Source organism: Lactobacillus sp. CBA3606 (genome assembly GCF_002970935.1).
Classification (GTDB): Bacteria; Bacillota; Bacilli; order Lactobacillales; family Lactobacillaceae; genus Lactiplantibacillus.
On the sequence record NZ_CP027194.1, the window covers coordinates 1,248,622 to 1,268,240 of the forward strand.

14 protein-coding genes are annotated in these 19,619 nt (G+C 39.9%); 1 reads left to right on the top strand and 13 read right to left on the bottom strand.

The window, feature by feature from the left end; genetic code table 11:
- Window positions 1-41 precede the first annotated feature (41 nt).
- The 8 genes from pglX to C5Z26_RS06260 all read right to left on the bottom strand — a co-directional run bounded on the left by pglX (window position 42) and on the right by C5Z26_RS06260 (window position 11,999).
- Window positions 42-3,599, bottom strand: coding sequence for a BREX-1 system adenine-specific DNA-methyltransferase PglX (gene pglX / locus C5Z26_RS06225; protein ID WP_370447966.1), 3,558 nt, complete (start codon window positions 3,597-3,599; stop codon window positions 42-44).
- Window positions 3,600-3,628: 29 nt separating this feature from the next.
- A complete protein-coding gene (gene brxC, locus C5Z26_RS06230) occupies window positions 3,629-7,312 on the bottom strand; it encodes a BREX system P-loop protein BrxC (RefSeq protein WP_158682814.1) in 3,684 nt (1,227 codons plus the stop codon).
- A gap of 32 nt (window positions 7,313-7,344) precedes the next feature.
- Window positions 7,345-7,926: a DUF1788 domain-containing protein gene (locus C5Z26_RS06235; RefSeq protein ID WP_105449115.1), complete on the bottom strand. Its 582-nt coding sequence runs from the start codon at window positions 7,924-7,926 to the stop codon at window positions 7,345-7,347.
- Window position 7,927: 1 nt separating this feature from the next.
- On the bottom strand, window positions 7,928-8,521 hold the full coding sequence (locus C5Z26_RS06240) for a DUF1819 family protein (RefSeq protein ID WP_105449116.1): 594 nt from the start codon (window positions 8,519-8,521) through the stop codon (window positions 7,928-7,930).
- 119 nt (window positions 8,522-8,640) lie between these two features.
- Window positions 8,641-9,525 (bottom strand): ROK family protein, encoded by an 885-nt coding sequence (locus tag C5Z26_RS06245; protein ID WP_105449117.1) that lies wholly within the window; start codon window positions 9,523-9,525, stop codon window positions 8,641-8,643.
- Between the two features lie 222 nt (window positions 9,526-9,747).
- Window positions 9,748-10,806, bottom strand: coding sequence for an RNA-guided endonuclease TnpB family protein (locus tag C5Z26_RS06250; RefSeq protein ID WP_105449118.1), 1,059 nt, complete (start codon window positions 10,804-10,806; stop codon window positions 9,748-9,750).
- Window positions 10,807-11,092: 286 nt separating this feature from the next.
- Window positions 11,093-11,599, bottom strand: coding sequence for a DUF2798 domain-containing protein (locus tag C5Z26_RS06255; RefSeq protein ID WP_105449119.1), 507 nt, complete (start codon window positions 11,597-11,599; stop codon window positions 11,093-11,095).
- 160 nt (window positions 11,600-11,759) lie between these two features.
- The gene (locus C5Z26_RS06260; RefSeq protein WP_105449120.1) at window positions 11,760-11,999 is read right to left on the bottom strand and encodes a cytochrome b5 domain-containing protein; all 240 of its coding nucleotides are present in this window, start codon (window positions 11,997-11,999) and stop codon (window positions 11,760-11,762) included.
- Window positions 12,000-12,218: 219 nt separating this feature from the next.
- Here C5Z26_RS06260 and C5Z26_RS06265 point away from each other — a divergent pair, with 219 nt between their 5' ends.
- Complete coding sequence (locus C5Z26_RS06265; protein ID WP_105449121.1) at window positions 12,219-13,796, top strand: Nramp family divalent metal transporter; 1,578 nt, start codon at window positions 12,219-12,221, stop codon at window positions 13,794-13,796.
- A gap of 70 nt (window positions 13,797-13,866) precedes the next feature.
- On the opposite strand, the gene C5Z26_RS06270 is transcribed toward C5Z26_RS06265, so the two are convergent.
- The 5 genes from C5Z26_RS06270 to nrdD form a co-directional block, all read right to left on the bottom strand.
- Window positions 13,867-14,997: a GGDEF domain-containing protein gene (locus tag C5Z26_RS06270; protein ID WP_105449122.1), complete on the bottom strand. Its 1,131-nt coding sequence runs from the start codon at window positions 14,995-14,997 to the stop codon at window positions 13,867-13,869.
- Window positions 14,998-15,011: 14 nt separating this feature from the next.
- Window positions 15,012-15,707, bottom strand: coding sequence for an EAL domain-containing protein (locus C5Z26_RS06275; RefSeq protein WP_105449123.1), 696 nt, complete (start codon window positions 15,705-15,707; stop codon window positions 15,012-15,014).
- A gap of 128 nt (window positions 15,708-15,835) precedes the next feature.
- Window positions 15,836-16,438 (bottom strand): VIT1/CCC1 transporter family protein, encoded by a 603-nt coding sequence (locus tag C5Z26_RS06280; protein WP_105449124.1) that lies wholly within the window; start codon window positions 16,436-16,438, stop codon window positions 15,836-15,838.
- 76 nt (window positions 16,439-16,514) lie between these two features.
- Window positions 16,515-17,063 (bottom strand): anaerobic ribonucleoside-triphosphate reductase activating protein, encoded by a 549-nt coding sequence (gene nrdG, locus C5Z26_RS06285; protein WP_370447967.1) that lies wholly within the window; start codon window positions 17,061-17,063, stop codon window positions 16,515-16,517.
- Window positions 17,029-19,251 carry an anaerobic ribonucleoside-triphosphate reductase gene (nrdD, locus tag C5Z26_RS06290; protein ID WP_105449126.1) on the bottom strand — a complete coding sequence of 741 codons (2,223 nt, stop codon included), beginning with the start codon at window positions 19,249-19,251 and terminating at the stop codon, window positions 17,029-17,031. Before nrdD ends, nrdG begins: the two co-directional genes overlap by 35 nt.
- Window positions 19,252-19,619 lie beyond the last annotated feature (368 nt).

Consider the following 19,619-nt stretch of genomic DNA (forward strand, 5'->3'; position numbering starts at 1 on the left):
CACAAAAAGGGATCCTCTCACTTGAGAAGATCCCTTTTAAGCTAAATCTTAGATAATACTTTTTCACCGTCCTGAAGCTTGCTGTAGTTGACTGACACTCCGTCATCTAAATCAAGGCTAATTTGTTCATTAGCAAGATGCTGAATGATTGGATCATAGCTTTTCAATTCATTAATTTGTTGATTGACATGCTTAATGTCACGTTCTAATTGTTTTTTACGTTTAGCCATTGATTCATCGGCACTTAATTGTTGTAATTGAGACAATCTGGTTTCATATTTACCTTGCAATGGATGTAAATAGTCCGTTCTAATCATCGCCAGCTCAGTATTGTCATACCGATGTAAATACATCAGTGCTTTGAAGCCATTTTGACGACCACTAGAAAATTCCCAATAAATTGGCTTTTTTTGATAAACTTTTTTATGATCTTTGAAGAAATCTTCGACAAAATAACGTCTAATAGCTGCTTCAGAATTTTCAGCCTTTTTACCAACAATTCTGGCAATATAGTCCAAATTAGCTTGTAAAGTATCCATGCCAAACACAACTTCTAAGAATTGTTCTAGCCGATTAATAATGTCTCGATCATCATTGAAATAACGTTCATCATTCAACATCACTAAATTATCTTGATTTGGCACAAATTTTTGATAATTATCACTATTCCACTTACCACCAGCAAGGACTAACCCTTCAACATCTAACGAATAACGTCCAAACACGACACCTACAAAATATGACAGAAACGACTTAATATCCCGTACCTCATCTGCTAGTCGAACTGATACATCTTTATCCGCTACATCAGGTGTTAACTCGTCATTAAGTCCATATAAATCAATGAAAATTCGGTTTAGTTCTTCCTCATTAGCTTTAAGTTGATCAAATCGCTGTTGCGCCTCAACTTTCCATAACCCAAATGCATTTTCTAACTTTCCGCCAATTTCTTTTTGCTTATCATCAGCGATGTGTGCTGAGAGTGGATGACGAGTAAAATCCCAAGATGTTTCAAACGAATCCCAATCCATTTTTGATGTGGAAATCGACAACCTAGATAATATTTGACTACGAATTTCGACATCATTATTTATGATAACTGGAATATTATTAAAATCGCCGACCTGAGAATTAATGGTTGGATTTAGAGTTAGTATTATTTGGTTAGCAACTTTTGTATTTAAAGCTCCTAAAATATAAATTAGCATATTATGATTTGTCGCAAATGCTTCATTACCAGCCGTTTCATGAATTGATCCTATCTCTCTATATCGAACATTGAATTTTCCAGAGGTGATTTTAGGCCAAGTTATCGCTTCACGGAAGTAATAATTTGTGTTCTGTGGTCGTGATTTTAATTGTCCGCGATAATTTTTGAAATTTCTAATTTCATAACCATCGTTTTCCCAATTCACCACATAATCATAATTACCATACCATTTTCGATAGGCGCCTCCTTTATTGCATGGAAACCATTTTTTGTTTGACTGAATCGATTCATCGATGGATTTAGAGTGGAAACTGATACGCTGATTATCAACTTCATACCACATACGTAAAAAACGTTTATTATCACCAGTTTGCAAGCCAACCTTGGGATTCACTAGATTATCCATTGGCGTACCTATTTCAAAATCATGAATTAAATTATCACTTGCCCAGTAAGCAATCGGGCTCCCGGGAATCTTACTAAAGTTCGCTTGATTAGTTCGATAAAGATAGCTGCTGTCAGGATTTTGAATTGCTTCTAAAACCTTATCCCGCTGGACATCCATTCCGCCTTTAAAGCTAGAAAGTTTAATATAAGTACCTTCCTCATTATTCGGCACATTTTTTAGAATAAAGGTGTTAATTGGAACAGTCGCTTCTTCAAAAGCGGAATACTCCATCTGAATCAAACTCGAAATTTCCTTTTGTTCAACAATATATTTTCTGAGCTTTTCGTAAGTCTTGATAAACATCCAGACAAAAGGCGTCATATAAGCCGAATAGCCACCATGCTGAACCATATTAATGTTGTTGTAGATGAAAACAGAAAACAAGTCGCCGGAATAGTCTTTGAAATTTTGTTTAATATATTTTTTGAGTTCGGGATCAAATTTATTTAAATATGGTGGATTAGTTACTGCAACAGCATATTTTTCGCTCATGACTTGTGCAATTTTAATGATCCGCAAGACAAGCTCTTTTGACTGTTGAATACCAAAAACATCCAAATCTTCAGTTGGTACTGAATGCACTGCCTGGTTTAAGTCATTCCAATTATACTGTTGTTGTAGCTGAATAATTGAGCCCAGTTCGCGAGCATTACTAAATAACTCAACAATTTCATGAATAGCAACGCGGTGTGTTTCATCCAAAGCGTCAAAAAATTCTGCCGTCACGGTATTAGAATCTTCAAAAACAAAGATATTAGGATCGAAATCTTCATCACTCAATGCGCGTCGATTATATTGTCGTGCTTTCATCATTACCGCAAAGTAAGCTAGTTGATAGGCACGCTTATCAATCTCCAAGCCAAATAAATTATGTTTCAAAATTGATTTGGCGGCATCACGTGCACTATAGCCTTCTTCCAAATAAATACGCATAAAGACTTCGAATGCATAGATTAAAACATGACCAGACCCCATGGCATTATCAATGAATTGAATGTTTTCTAATGTCTCATTATCTGAGATAGAAGTTATTTTACTAGGCAATAGAAAATTGAGCTTAGTTGCAAGCTTGCTTTCAGGGTGCCGTTCTAACCAATATCGGCCTAATGAATTATCCACCATGTAGCGAACTACCCAATCGGTGGTAAATAATTGAGTTGCTGCTGGAATTTCATTTTTAGTTACAGCACCACCAGTAATGTTGACTGCATAATTATGTGGTTCCGTATTATAGTACTGATACAACCAACCAATGATTTCAACTTGCCCGCCTTGTGCAACATCAAAATCAGCCACTGGAATAGTCGTGATTAATTGCTGAATAACGCCATCATGATAGTTTGGAGTGAACAATAATTCAGCATAATCGTTAGTTTTTTCGAATAAATGTGGCAGATTTTTATATAATGCATTGGCTTGTTTGATGAAAAGCATCCGATATAGGCGATCCATATCAGTTGTTAGCTCAGTTTCTTGTGCAACTTTAATCAAGCCCAACTCTTCATCAGTAAAATGTCCGAGATAAGGTTCCAGTACAATTGGATCAATCATAATATCAGGTTCATGCCGACCTTGACTACTCGATAATACGCGTGTTCGACTCGGAAGATAATCATTGACCTCCATAAAGCGAATCGCAATTAAACGATTAAACCAGGTGTACGCAATTTCCTCTACCAAATCATTAAAAGCAGTTTTTAAATCACTATTTGTCGCCCGTTGTAACAATTCAGTAACTAATCGCTGTCGTTTTCCAATATCAGAACCAGTAATTGGATTACGATCATCAACATAGTATTCAATCTCTGAGGTGGAAGTTGCTAGCTTACTCGCAATTTCCTCCTCTGTAATACCTAGCATTGCTGCCTTTAGTTTAGTGTCTGCAATTAACTTTCGTCGCGCATTAATCGCAAAATTTTTGATAGCTGTTTTGTCCATCATCGATTCCTTTCATCATTTGAATTGAATGCTTATAAATTCAATTTAATCTGATCTACCTCAGCCAACTGAGCAACTAATGCAGCCCGTAATTGTGCCAATTGAGTGTCAATATCTTTATCACTAGTTAGTTGCCAAGTTCTTGAAACTGGCAAACTACTTAAACTAATATGCTTAACCATCGGTATATTTGCTTTGGAACTATTGCCCGCAGTTGGCGTGGTTACATTGGTCTTAATCTTATTGATCTTTGCTTTTTCCTGGTCATTACTATCAGAAGTTGCCTTTTCATTAGCCTGATTCTTAGCTGCTAATCGAGCGGCTTGTTGCTCATTTTCAGCGATAATTTGATCCGCCTTCGTTAGGAACCGATCTTTACGAACACCTGCTTTGGATTTTATAATAACCAACTCATCTAGGTTAGCAGCTACTTTGGCCTCAGCAATAAAGTGTTCAAAATCATGATTAATCTCAGCTTCAAGCGCTGTTGGTACTGCCTTTGCTTGAATATATGTTAATGTTGCCTGCCACTCATCATTCACAACTTGTTCAACATCCGTTTCGATCTTATCGAACTCATTATTGTAAACTTCATTAAAGGCTTCATTGTATCGTTTTAAATCATTGAGATTTCCTTGTGGTTTGTTAGAATCAACAATCGCCTTTATTTTGTGATAACTGTCAGGAACTTCATTACCGCTAATAAATGAACGTGACTTCTCATAAATATCGACTTTAGAAAGGGCATCATCCCAAATATGTTTTTGATCAGCACTATTATAAAAATCCTCTAGGCCATCATCATACATATCATCATGCCAATCCAACAAGTCATTCTTCTTAGCGCTAATTAATGCATAAAATGCATCAGTATCCTGTCGACTTAATAGTTGTTTCAGTAAAGCTTGTCCATTTTCTAAGATATTTCGTCCTGGATAACGATTAGATAGACCTAGTTGCCTAGTCAAAAGTTGATTTGCATTGTCAATCGTATGCCGTAACTCTTGAACTAGTGTGTCATCCTCATCATTATCAAAAAAGTTTTTATTGAAAACTTCCCGCGCAACTTCTTTTAAATCCCGTTTTTGTGTGTCAGAAACTGCCACTCTTGGAACCAATTGCAACTTATCAGTATATTGCTTCATCGTAAAGAAATCGGCAATCTTGTTACTGGTTTTGTCTGAAGACAGATTAATTTGTTCGCCGTTTACATAAGCTTTGATTTGAGCACCAACAAACAGTTTCGCAATTATCCATTTAACATCCCAATCATGATAGCCATACGGTGCCGCAATAAACCGCTCTAAAAGAGCCTTATACGAGATTTTGCTAGGGCTACGATAGTCCCGATTAATTCGATCTAAAACTGCTTGAATAGCTTGCTTATTTTCATCTGTATCAACTAATTCAAAATCTGATTTAAATAATTTAACAATATCAGTTTCGGATTTAACGACGTCAATAAAACTCAAATTACGATAGACTTCATCAATTAAGTGAACTTGTGCCATACCTAACCGCTTTTCAAAACTTTTACTGTTGGCCTCTAACCGCTCATCACCAACGTAAATATCAGCATCTTCAAGAGCTGCTTCCAATTCACTTTGTGATTTTTTATTTAGCGTCTGCCGCTCTAATCTTTTTACATCAATTATCTTTTCAGAGCGAGCATCATCTTTACGATTACTCGTGTCACGTAAAAATTTACCGATTTGTAAGGCTTGTCTCACATCATCAATGTACTGTCCGTCTGCTGGCATATCAATAATGATTTGCGGATCAGTTGGTGATAATGCAATTCTGCGTAATTCCATTTCAACATGGTTAGTATCACTTTCTGGTGTATTAATCTTAATACTCATCGCATTATTCGCCACACCATGTGGATGACCATCTACAAATTGATTAAACTTAAATGAATATTGACGATCTAGCTTAGGGTATACAAAACGACCATTTATTTGATTGTTCGAAAATAAATATTCACCAATTTCTCGAGAAATTTCATTACCATCAACACTTTGTTTGTTGATCTGTCGACTAACATCCTGTTCAGCATCCGTTAAAAACTCAAAGCCATTAGTGGTCTTCTCAACAACCTTCTGACTAATTAAAACGGTCATCGCATCTTTAACTTGTTTTTCCAACTTAATGCGATCGGTATCAATTGAATCAATCATCAATGTTGTCACATTATTCAAAGTTGTTTTGAAATTAGCAAGATACTTTACCATGAATAAGGTCTCTAACACTTGAACTGCAAATGGATGATCCTGATGTTCTGGATTAATCACATCATTATCCAGTGCTCGCTTAATTACAATCATATGTGTATGATCTAAGAATTGATCTAAGCCTTGAAAAAAGAGACTGAATGGGACTAACGATCGAACATCTTGCTGCTCTAAACGCTGCGCTGATTCTTGGAATACTGCCAACATCGACCGCTCCCCATTAGCTAAATGCTTCCCATCTGAGCCATTTTTTCGAATTGCCGTTAAGGTATCCTGTAATAAATTAAACTGATAAGGTACAAATGGATAAACATCAGCGAAATTTTGCGGACTTCGATAGTGATCTCGATCAATATCTGCTTCAAAGGTGATCAGATTATTAATAGCATGTTGATCATTGTCATAAATATTAGCTAAACTCTGTTCACTTTCAACTGTTTTAGTTAATAATCGCTTGTTAATGACTTCGTCAACATTAGCTGATGACATCGCAATCCGGGTGTTAAACCGCCCCTGAATTTTAGAAAAATCTTGTCCATTAATATTATCAGTTACCTGATCAATGGCTTGTTGACTGGTAACAATCACCCATGCCTTACCATGTGTATACGTTCCCAGATCTTCAACTACACTCTGTAAATTCAGCATCCGTTGTTGACTATTACCAATATATTGGCCAACTTCATCAACTAAAAAGACTAAGTGATAATTTGGATCTTGCTTAACAATGTAATCATTAACTCGTTCTGCAAAATTCTCAACACTGATTGGATAATTAGTTTTAAGCTGTTCAATAAAGCCAGTCGCATTTTCTTCAGTCATATAACCAATTGCAACTAAAGCGTCTTTAATTGTCCCCTTTAGAAAAGCAAACCCATTTCGAGCATCAAGCCATGTCCGATGTTGCTTATCCAATTCCTGAAATTTTTCTTGAAATTCTGTGTATTGATCGTCTTGAATCAGATCCCGCTCCATGTCAGCAATCCAAAAATCAACCCCAATCAACCCCAATTGTTCATTGAACACTTGCAAGAAGACATTTAAAATGGCATCTTTTTGTGATTTATTACCATTTTTAGCTTTTGAATCAATATTAAACAGAATAGTTTCGTTATGTATCGAAGCTGCCGCTTGTAAATTTGTAATCGTATTAGGATTACTCAATTTTTGATCATCAAGAAAATAATCTATTGCTGGTTTACCGGCAACTTCACGATTTTCTAATAAATAAGCTAAAATTTTTAAAAAATGTGATTTCCCAGAACCAAAGAATCCGGAAATCCAAACACCCATCTTAGTTGTATCTTGATTGATGCTATCCGTATAGGCGCTAAAAAATTCTTGAAAATGTTGTTGTAACTCCTTGGTAACCACATACTCTTCCAATTCTTGCTTAATATTAGCGTCCTGTTCATCCCCAATGGTAATAACACCCTTAATATTACGATCAATTGGCTTAGCAAATATCTCTTTTATTTTCAACTTATTTCTCCTCATATTCTGCGTCCATATTCCTAATTAATCTGAAAGGCACGATAATAATTATCTTCTTTCACTTCACCGAACATGCTCAAACTTAAATTATCGTATTTGCCGGGATAGAAAAGTACTACCGGTACCTGAGTAATAATTTGATGCATCGTATTCAAAATCTTATGCGCCCGAATTAATGGATAGACCTCTCCAATTCCCGTTACAAAAACAACTATGTTATCCGTGGAAACCAATTTTTCTTCCATATATGTCACAAACATATTTTCAGAATCAGTCATACCTAAAGTATTATTTAGCTGTTCTACTAAGTAGTCGAGTCCTTCATCCGCTTCCATCGCAATAACATCATCTTTAATTCCCATTTGAGTTAAAAGATCCCACATAATATGGTAAACATTAAATTCAATAATATCGATGCCTACTGTGGCCTGATTCAATTGATGCTTCATATTGTCAATCTCATCTCGTACTAAAAGCTTATCCTGAGGGGTATATCCTAAAATATAATAGGATACTTCATTTGAAAGACCACGACTGTGCTGAAAATCCTGGCTAGTGATTTTTTCGCGTAAACTTTTTAACTTCATTCTCGTATCTGTCATTTTATCTCCCCAATAGTACAGCTAGTATCTGATGTTCATCTTTATTTCGTAACATGTCCTCTAAATCAAGATCTAATAAGGGACGACTTACTTGGTCAAAACTCCCTTGATTTTTCATCAGCCCTGCTTCACGGACAAATGTTTTAAAGACACCTATTAAACGCGTAATTGTTTCATCAGTCCAACTCGCAATTTGTTGATTTTCAGCTTGTTTGCGACTAAAAAAAGCTTCAATTTCATAATCATGTAACTCGGTATCTCCGAGTACTAATTCATCACGATAAACCTCATACATAAACTCTTCAAAAAGTTGATTTGATTTCATAACAGTTATCAAATCAATTAACCGTTGATTTGCGATATCAAGGCGTGGAAAAAGACTCATATAGTCTTGATCCAGGCTATCGATTCGATGTGTTATTATTTTAAGCATGTCTTGAATACGAGCAACTGTACTCTGTTTAAAGATATTGTCTTTAATGGCTCGGCTATTAATTTCGCCTTGAGTTAACCCCTTATTTAACAATTCAATATACTGCTGAAACTCATTAAACCAAAAAGAATGTGAAACTATCGCAGCACTATATTTTATCATTTGCACTCACTTCCTAATTTCAGCGTAAATAATCACGACATATTGCCCATTATACTTTATAAAATACGCTAAAATTATACCATATCCGCCAAAAGATTCTTGATTCCATTCGTTTGATCTTACCCCAATGCTGGATAAGTCTGCTCAAAATCAACCACTGCACCGCGTAAATTGGCTTCATCGGTGTACTTGCACACGACTAATTGCGGTTTTATTGACGCAATCTTAACTCGGTCCCGGATTTTCTCAATTTCACGTTCAATCCCTGGAATCAGTTGCGGATTATTAGAAATACCACCACCCAAAACTATTTTTTCAGGATCAAAGCTATATTGTAGATTATAAATTCCGATGGCTAATGCATGGTACATCACCGTTACTGCATCGATTGCATCCGAATCACCGGCCGCCGCTAGCTCGAATAACTGCTGACCGCTTAAGCGCGTACCAGTCGGTTTAGTCGCTAAAAACCGTTTCAGCGCCTGAGGAACCGTCCCCAGTTCGCTCAGAGTTGCCTGCTCATTAACCATAGTATAGCCAAATTCACCCCCAAATAAATGAGCGCCGTGCCAAATATGATGATTCAGGATTAAGGCGCCACCAACTCCGGTACCGATGACTAACAAGGCCAGGCTATCGACATCCTGACCAGCCCCACTGGCAAGTTCCGCTAAAGCAGCACAATTTGCATCGTTTTCCATACTAACTGGCACCCCAAATTTAGCCGTTAATTCGGCCTGAATTGAAAAATGATGCAGGTATGGAATCGCACTTGCCCCTTCTACCACACCCGTTTTTTTATTGACGGCTCCAGGCGAACTAATCCCCACCCCAACAATTGACCATTGCATCCGCATGGCATTGACTTCTGCCGTGAGCAATTCGAAAAAATCCAGTTTAGTAGTGGGTGTTGCGACTGCATGGTGTTGACGTAACGTTTGACCATCCCAAATAGCGAACTTAATCGTCGTACCACCAATATCAATTAATCCTAATGTTTGCATCTATTGATCCTCGTTTCTAAACAATGATTGGTACCGCTTTCTTAGATTATACCCATCATTATCCCATTTAAATGGATTTTCTCTATTTTTTAATGTGAACTACTCGGACATTAATGACCGAGCTTCTGAGAACACTGCTAACTTACGCAATAGTGACTAGCACTATGCCCAGCGGTTACAGCTATTTATCACGGCTCGTTCCGAGCCTAGTTAGTCTTTTCTTTAAGCATGCAATATGTTCTTAGCGGCGTTAATATCCCGATCATGGTTAATGCCACATTTTGGACACGTCCATTGTCGGATAGCTAGCCCATGCTTACCATCATCGTAACCACAGTCGGCACAAATTTGGCTAGTTTTTCTAGGATTCACAGTGACCAGCTGCTTACCATACCAGGCACATTTATATTCAAGTTGAGTGCGCAATTCACGCCAAGCTTGCTTGGCAATTGCACGGGCGAGCTGATGTAAATAGTTATTTCGCTGGTTAGCGATTTTCTCGTTATATTTGGCAACCATGAGACGCGCCTTACGATAATTACTGAAGTCATTCAGTTCACATGGTTCTAAGACTTGATTGTGTTTATCCCACGAAACTTCTTTTTGAGCTTGTAGTCTTCGACGGGCTAACCGTTTTTCCCAATAGTGTTTCTTTTGTGATAAGGCCTTATCAAAACGAATAGTCGGATATTTGACACCATCACTGGTAATCATTAAATCCGCTACACCCATATCAATTCCCACCGCTTGCTTAGTTTTAGGCAGTTCTTGCACATCATTATCAACTAACACAATGGCGTAGTATTTGCCGGTAGCAGATAGCCGGATTGTGACATTCTTGATTTTACCGGTGAGTTGTCGGCCAGATTTAAAGGCAAGACGGCCTAATTTGGGAATTTTAAGCTGATGTTGATCGATTTGACTAATATTATGATTGACTGAATTAGACTGATAACTCTGTTTTGGGAATTTTCGTGATTTGAACTTCGGAAAACCAACATGCTCCTTAAATAATTTCTGAAAAGCATGATGCAAATCACGGCTAACGTGTAAAAGACTGGTTGATTCTGCTTGCTTAAGAAACGGATATTCTTGTTTAAGACACTTAATCAGATAATTCATGCCAAATTCATTGACATAAGATCCACCATTGTTATGACGCTCAATCTGCATGCTTAATAACTGATTCCAGACAAAACGACAACAGCCAAAATTGTTAATGATTTTGGCTTGTTGGTCAATTTGGGGATAGATCCTTGTTTTTATTGCCCGCAGTGTCATCTATAAGGACCTCTTTTATTCGTTGGTCATCAATATATGTTTAGCAACTACTTGCTGGTTAGTGGTGCCAATAACTTTGGCGGTACATTAACTAATAAGTGACTACAATCGTCGTGACCAATTTCCATCTATTCAATACTAAATACGCATTTTGAAACGATTTCTATTAAATAGACGCGACGTACAAATCAAAAGCGATTCATCACGTCCTTAAAAGAACGTGTTTCCTCGCCTAATTTAAAAAAAAGACCCAAGTCCAATGACTTGAGTCAATCCTACTTAACGCTTAATCCTCGTCTTCAACAGTTGAAGATTGTTCTTGGTTAGCAGTCGCTTGTTGCATCTTGCCCAACACCGCACGCGCAATTGGCCCGACGATTAGAAGTTGGAGCGGTAATGCAACAATCAAGTTAAAAATCCAGGTATGACCATATGTTGCTAACACATGGCTCCCAGTCAGTTCACCTTCCACCGCAATCCCAAAGAGGGACATGCAAGTTACCATGCCAAGGACCATTAAAACTGAGATGGTAATCCCAATTAAAACGACTCTTTTCCGCATGTAATCATTAATGATATATTTGAAAGCTAATCCTTTTGCGATTGGTCCAACGACCAATAAATCTAAAATGATTGCCACTACTAAACCAAGGGGGTAGCCGCTCAAAATTGCGAGGACTAAGCCATTGCTGAAGCCTTGCGCCATCGTGACATTATAAGCCGTCATAACAAAAACCATCAATCCAGCCATAATCGCCGTGAACACAACTTCTTCTTTTAAATTACGTGGCATTTCTATACACACTCCTAGGTTTAGTTTCGAGTGTTACTATAGCACGCGCCATCGAGCCTTCGTAAGTAACAATTTGATGACAAATTATAGAACGCTTACAACTTCAGCTCATTGAGCAACAAAAAAAGACCGGCCAAGTGGCCCGATCTCTTCACCGTATTTAAGCTTGGTATTGACCGACAACCGTTAACTTTGCTAACACTTTTCGGCCATGTGGTGATTGATTATCAATGACTGTCGTTAAATCTTGCCCGGCTAAATTACCATGGTGCTTGCCACCGGCCCAAGCGGCGATGTTTGTCACATCATAAACAACACCATCAACTGCCACATAAGCGGCCTGACCATTTTCACCATTATATTGTGCTAATTCGGCCTGATTAAAAGTCGTTGTACTCATTACGCATCACTCCCTATTAAGTTAGTTTAATAGTAAGCTGACTAACCAAACAAAAGCAAACATTCCGCTCGGCACACGTCAAAAAAAACGTATGTAAGTTAGGCGGCCTAATTAGGATTCTGCTAAAAAGCCGGTTGAACCCCGCCGAATCCCCTGAAATAATTTAATTGGCTACACCGACAGCGTACAATGAGCCTGGTTAGAAAGGTGGTCAACTTCATGGGAAAATTTAAAACAAACAACCGGTCGCACAAATTAATAGAGTATGCGAACGGGCCGTCTTTGGAAGAAATCAACGGTAAGATTGAAGTTCCTAAAAATATCGGCTTTTGGCGAACCCTCTTTGCGTATTCTGGGCCGGGCGCACTAGTGGCGGTCGGTTATATGGATCCTGGTAACTGGTCAACGTCGATTACCGGTGGTCAAAATTTCCAATATTTATTAATGTCTGTCATCTTGATGTCAAGTTTGATTGCGATGTTACTGCAATACATGGCCGCTAAACTTGGTATCGTGAGTCAGATGGATCTGGCCCAAGCGATTCGGGCCCGCACCAGTAAATCATTAGGAATTGTTCTGTGGCTCTTAACCGAATTAGCGATTATGGCCACTGATATTGCGGAAGTCATTGGGGCCGCAATCGCCTTGTACTTGTTGTTCCATATTCCGTTAATCATTGCCGTCTTAATCACCGTTTTTGATGTTTTGCTTCTATTATTATTAACTAAGATTGGCTTTCGTAAGATTGAAGCAATCGTGGTTTGTCTGATTCTCGTCATCTTGCTCGTGTTCGTCTACCAAGTCGCCTTGTCTAATCCCAACTGGGGACAAGTCATTGCCGGCTTAGTCCCAACTAGTCAAACCTTTTCCAATAGTAAAACAGTCGCTGGCATGACGCCCTTGAGTGGCGCTTTAGGGATTATCGGGGCGACTGTAATGCCGCATAATCTGTACTTGCATTCCGCAATCTCACAGACACGTAAAATCGATCATCATGATGAAGCCGACGTGGCCCGCACGGTTAAATTCGCCAGCTTGGATTCTAATATCCAACTCACAGCCGCCTTTTTCGTCAACGCCTTGCTCCTAATCATGGGCGTGGCTGTTTTCAAGACTGGCGCCGTTAAAGACCCCTCATTCTTCGGCCTTTACCAAGCCTTATCCAATACGTCGACACTTAGTAATGGGCTATTAATTGACGTTGCTCGTTCCGGCGTTTTATCCGTCCTCTTCGCAGTGGCACTATTAGCTTCTGGTCAAAATTCGACTATTACAGGTACCTTAACCGGGCAGGTCATCATGGAAGGGTTCGTCCACATGCGGATGCCGCTCTGGTTACGTCGGCTTGTCACCCGGTTATTATCCGTGATTCCGGTTATTATCTGTGTCCTACTAACGAGTGGCAAAAGTGCCCTCGCTGAACACGAAGCCTTGAACGACTTGATGAACAATTCGCAAGTCTTTCTCGCATTTGCGTTGCCCTTCTCAATGCTACCGCTCTTGATGATGACCGATAGTGCCGCTGAAATGGGGCAACGTTTCAAAAACAAATTGTGGATTAAGGGCCTCGGTTGGCTATCAGTCATTGGCCTAACTGGTCTCAACTTACTTGGTCTGCCATCACAAGTTGCGGGCTTCTTTGGCGATAATGCCACGGCGACTCAATTAACCATTGCCAACTTGATTGCCGGTGGTTTAATTCTCATCATCTTAGCATTATTAGCTTGGACCGTAATTGAACTTTATCGTGGTAATCAACGTTACGCGGCTAAATTAGCGCTTAAGGAAAAAAACTAGCTGCCGTTTAAAAAGCGCTTTGTTAAACAATGACGACTGTCACTGCTTAGCAAAGCGCTTTTTATTTACCCTAATCGGTCGTAATTTGCATCCGACCATGCCGTTTTGAATGGTATAAATTATGATCTACACGATTATAAAAATCGGTTGGTGTCGCATCTGCTACTGTCAATGTTGACACCCCAACCGAAATCGAAATCGGAATTTGCTGATTACCGAAGTTTACGGTCAAGTGATTTAACGCACCAAAGATTTGGCGAACCACCTGATTAGTGCTAGCAAGGTCATAACCTGGAAAGAGCACATTAAATTCCTCGCCACCCGTTCGATACAACTTCACTTGTGAGTCATTGGCATCAATCACAGTTTGAACAACATCGGCAACGTGTTGTAAAACCCGGTCTCCCGCCAAGTGACCGTACGTATCATTCACTTGCTTGAAGTGATCAATATCAAACATCATCATTGATAACTTCAAATGATTCTTTGAACTATCATCAAATAAGTATTTGATTTCACCCGTATAGGCGGCAAAATTTTCAGTTTGTGTTAACGCATCGTGACTTGCATATTGCGCTAACCGCAACTTAAACTGACTGTCGCGCGTCAACATGGTCACGTAGGCGTAGAGCAGCAGTTCAAAAATGGCTAAGTATAACCATTCTTGAAAGAAGGTTGACCAGCTCAATTCAAATTTAAGCTTCATCCAAAACCACAACAAGCCTCCAAATGGTAAGCCGACTAACATGTAAATTAGCCATGCATCGTGACGGCTTTGAAACCGAATCCGAATATAATTCAGTACCAAAAAGAAAACCATTAACGTCAATGCATGCCCCCATGATTGCCAGTAGCCAATCGAGTGATCAAAGAGCATGTAGAGGATAATGACTGGAAATAGTAAATAATACGGAATGCGAATATTTAAAAAGTAACCACAGAAAATAATCGCAATTAACTGGAAATTCATAAATTGCCAAGCCGTCGATTGCCCAACGATCAACGACTGCAACCCAAACACAAATATCAGCATGTAAATCACCCCATGCCAAGAGTTGACAACATCATCAGCAATATTAATGTGTCGGGCATGCAACCATGACGTAATCCAGTTAAAAAGAACCCAATATAACGTAAAGACACCTAAAATAAAGAAAATGCTCGTTATAAATGGGGGCACCTGCCAGTTAGACCATGTCATAAGTATGTCCTTCCTTATTGACGACCATCACTTACTTGGTGACCTGACGATTGCGGGCATTTAACAACTAGTTGCGGCTTACCATATAGATAACCCTGATGTAATTCAATCCCTAATTGTTGTGCCATAGCTTGATCCTGCTCATCTTCGACCCCTTCTAAAATCAAGTCAAGATGATACTGCTTGGCAATCGTCTGCCAAAAAGCTAACGCCGTTGGAATTTGATCAGCTTTTCCGCTCATCCGCAAATTCTGCATGGCAAACTTAATCTGGTCGACAAACGGCAGCACAGGTTCAATATTATCAAATGTGTTGGAGCCAGTCCCCACGTCATCGATACTTAACTTAATCCCATATTGACGAAAAAGCATACTGTATTTTTGAATTTCCGTCACAGTTGGACTTTCAGTTAACTCAATGGTTAAAGCCGCTGGATTCAACCGTTTCTTTAAATAAATAATCGTCCCTAGCATCCGTTCATCTTCGGCTTGTTCCCGATTCAGATTTAAGGCTAGAACCCGATTAGTTGTTTTAGTCGCTAATTGACCGGCCAATTCTTCTAATAAGCTGGCTTGCTTCATCAATGGTAATTCGGTAAAAGTTGCGGGTACAGCCCACTGACCATGCGTTTCTTTACGTAATAATAGTTCATAACCAAAAATTGATTTTTGATTGCGATCAACTTGTGGTTGAACAAAAAAGCGATACATCTTACAAAAAACCCCCATTTCTAACTTGATTTGTGTCAATTTAAATTAACATTCTAGCACGCTATAAGTATAGCCTTTTATTCATTAAATATCGACACAAAATCCACCAACCGCTTGAATTTTAGCAGCTAACTGGCACTGCCTAACCAAATCCCCATGAGGTAAGTCATTAGCGCCGTCGCCACCCCAACCAAAATATTGCGCCAAATTATTTTATGCACCGGCACAACCGTATGACGCGCACTAACGGTCGCATTTAGCGTCAACGCCACGCCCATTGCCACTAGGGTGTTGAGCAACCGCCAACGGGGTAGCGACAAACTAATGGCAGCCAACGGAATCAAAGCCCCCCCGATAAAAGCCAGCAGTGATGTTGCGGCCGCGTGGAGCGGATTTAAAACATCGATGGCTTGTAATCGGGTTTGTGCTTGGTCAGCTTCCGCTACTGGTGCCGTCGCTAACTGTAATTTTAACTGGCTTAATTGCACATCCTTTTGGGCACTGACCGACACATATTCGCCGCCCGCCATCGAGCAGGCCCCAGCAATCATGCCCGAAACGCCACTAATCAGCAGCGTCGTTGCACTTAAATCCGCGCCCACCGCCCCTAAGACAATGCCGGACACTGAAATAATGCCATCATTGGCCCCTAAAATACCCGCACGTAAAACATTTAATTGATTCCAAAAGTGATAATATCGCCGTTGCCATTGCTTAAACCAGATTAACATTTTGCTTAATGCCCCTTCTAATCAATTTTTTGAAAAAAATAACGTCGAGTCCGGTGACCCGACGCTACCATGCCACTTAACGCACCAGCTTATCCCAAATAACCACTTCATGACGGGCTAGTGATTGTGGCACATCAATAATTCGTTGATTCGCACTCCCACGAAATTGGAGTGACAAATCCATTTGGTCTTTTAAAAATCGACCGTCCACTAAAATATCAATTAACGACAACATTTTTAATTTATCCGTAGAATCTTGTTGCAGCTCATCCCAGGTATACCCTGACCATGACCAGATATCTTTCGTCTGCCCAAATTCTTGGCGAACACGTTCACAAATTCGAATTCCAACTTGGGTATTCAAAAATGGTTCGCCACCTAACAACGTCAAACCTTGCACATAATCTTGGCTTAAATCGTCAATAATTTGTTGTTCAAGCTCTGCCGTATAGGGCTGTCCATAATGGAAATTTTGAGCGGCCACGTTATAGCAACCGGGACAGCGAAATGGACAGCCACTTAGATATAAGCTACAACGGACCCCTTCACCATCGACAAAATTAAACGCTTTATAGTCAGCAACATATTGTTCACTTAGCTCCTCCGCTAACCATTCTTTGGGCATCGGATTGTTTGGTCCTTTCGTAACGTGCGGCATTTTTTATCATCTCCGGTGACATATTTTTTTGACGTGACGTAATCTCAACGTGGCGACCATGCACCATCGGCCGTTGTTGGGGATTTCCTAAATAACCACAAGTCCGCTTCACCACATCACACGTTTTAGGGTCATGATTACCACATTGCGGACACACAAAGCCACGAGCAGTTGACTTAAATTCTCCTTTAAACCCACATTCAAAACACTGGTCAATCGCCGTATTAGTGCCCAAATAACCGACATGATCATAGGCCCAATCCCAGACAGCTTCCAACGCTTTCGGATTTTGCGTCAGGTTTGGATATTCACAGTAATGAATGAAACCGCCGGACGCATACTTGGGAAACCGTTCTTCTAACGTTAATTTATCAAACGGTGTTGGATGTTTCCGGACATCATAGTGAAAACTATTCGTATAATATTCCTTATCCGTCACATCTGGCACCCGACCAAACTTCAAGATGTCATCACGACAAAATGTATCCGTTAAGGATTCCGCCGGCGTTGAATAGAGGCTATAATGATACCCACTCGCTTGCGCCCATTGCTGACACTTATCGCGCAACGCCTTGACAACTTTTTCGGCAAACGCTAAAGCCGCAGCATCTTGCTCCCAATCCGGGCCAAAAAAGGTGGTACAAACTTCATAGATTCCAATGTAGCCCAGTGAAATCGTCGCTCGTTCATTTTTAAATAAGGCATCAACCGACTCGCCTGGTTGTAGGCGTTTCCCAAAAGCCCCATACATATAGAGTAACGGCGCATTTTCAGGCTGGGCTTCCTTGGTCCGTTCAATTCGATAGGCTAATGCTTGATGACACGTCGCCATCCGTTCTTCGAAAATCTCCCAAAATAACGTTTGGTCTCCGTGAGCTGATAAAGCAATCCGCGGTAGATTAACGGTCACGACGCCTAAATTCATCCGCCCCGAGTTCACTTCGACCCCATTTTCATCCCGCCAACCTTGTAAAAAGGAACGACAGCCCATCGGTGTTTTGAAGCTACCAGTCAAAGCCTTGATTTTGTCATACATTAATAAATCAGGATACATTCGCTTGGTCGCACACGCAATCGCTAAGCTTTTAATATCATAGTTCGGGTCAGTTGGATCGAGATTCAACCCACGTTTGACTGTAAAAATTAGCTTCGGAAAAATCGCTGTCCGCTGTTCTTTACCTAAGCCTTTAATCCGAATTTTAAGAATGGCTGTTTGAATTTCACGTTCAATCCAACTCGTGCCTAAGCCAAAATTGACCGTCGTAAAGGGTGTCTGTCCCTGAGATGAATATAGCGTATTAATCTCATACTCTAGTGCTTGCATCGCATCATAAATATCTTTTTTAGTTTTGGTCTGCGCATAGGCCTCACGCTGCGCTGCGACAACCCATTTTTCAGCATCAGCTAAATGTTTTTGATAATTAATTGCCGCAAATGGCGCCAATAACTGATCAACACGATTCGCTGAACAGCCACCATATTGTAATGACGCCACGTTAGCAATGATTTGAGCCATCTGGGCGGTGGCTGTTTGAATAGAGCGGGGTGAGGCAACTTCGGCATTTCCAATTTTATAACCATTTTTAAACATGCCATCAAAATCAATTAGACAACAGTTTGTTTCTGGCGTAACTGGTGAATAATCCAAGTCATGCCAATGGATATCGCCACGCAAATGCGCTTTAGCCACCAAATCAGGTAACATTTTGAGCCCAATCGCCCGACTTGCGGCCCCGGCTTCTAAGTCCCGTTGCGTGTTAAACACGTTGCTATCCTTATTCGCATTTTCATGAACCACATTGGCATCACGACTGAATAACTGCTCAATCCGGTCCCGCACATTCGTGGCCGCAGAAAATCGCGCTTGTTCCGCAATAAAATAATCTTGATAAGCTTTAGCCGCCGTCGTTAAATCCAAGTCCTGTAGAATTTGAATCAACGCTGGTCGTAATTCACGGGTTTCAATGGCCGTGGCGGTCCGATAATGTACGACTAACGCTTGCCGCACTGCTTGGCGATCAGCCTCAGCTGGTACTAATTGTGCTAGAACATAATTCAATTTATAAGGATGAAACTTAGTTTGCGTTCCCCCACGTTTAATGACCGGTAATTCTCGTAACTGATCTAAACTAGTTGCTGCTGCCCTTGTTCCCATGCTAATCCCCCACTTTATTAAAATAAGTCATTTAAGCCAGCCCAGTGCTACTAGTTGCAGTGGGCTGAATTCATTTACCATACTATATATAGTAGCTCATTTTGATTAGTCTGCCTATAGGTCCCTTGGCCGTTTAAATCACCTAGCTTGTGTTAAACGGGTAACTACCAACGTTACGCCGACCGATAAATAACTCACATTTTTGTTTTATATGGCTTAACTTATATAATCGGAATATTCATTTCAAGGCGTCAACTGTTACGGACAATCGCATAGCCGCAACGTTTAATCCGCGTAACTTGCGACCGATTTCATCGCAATCAATCGTCTAAAATTGAAAAGGTCCCGATTCAATCGGTACAAAATGG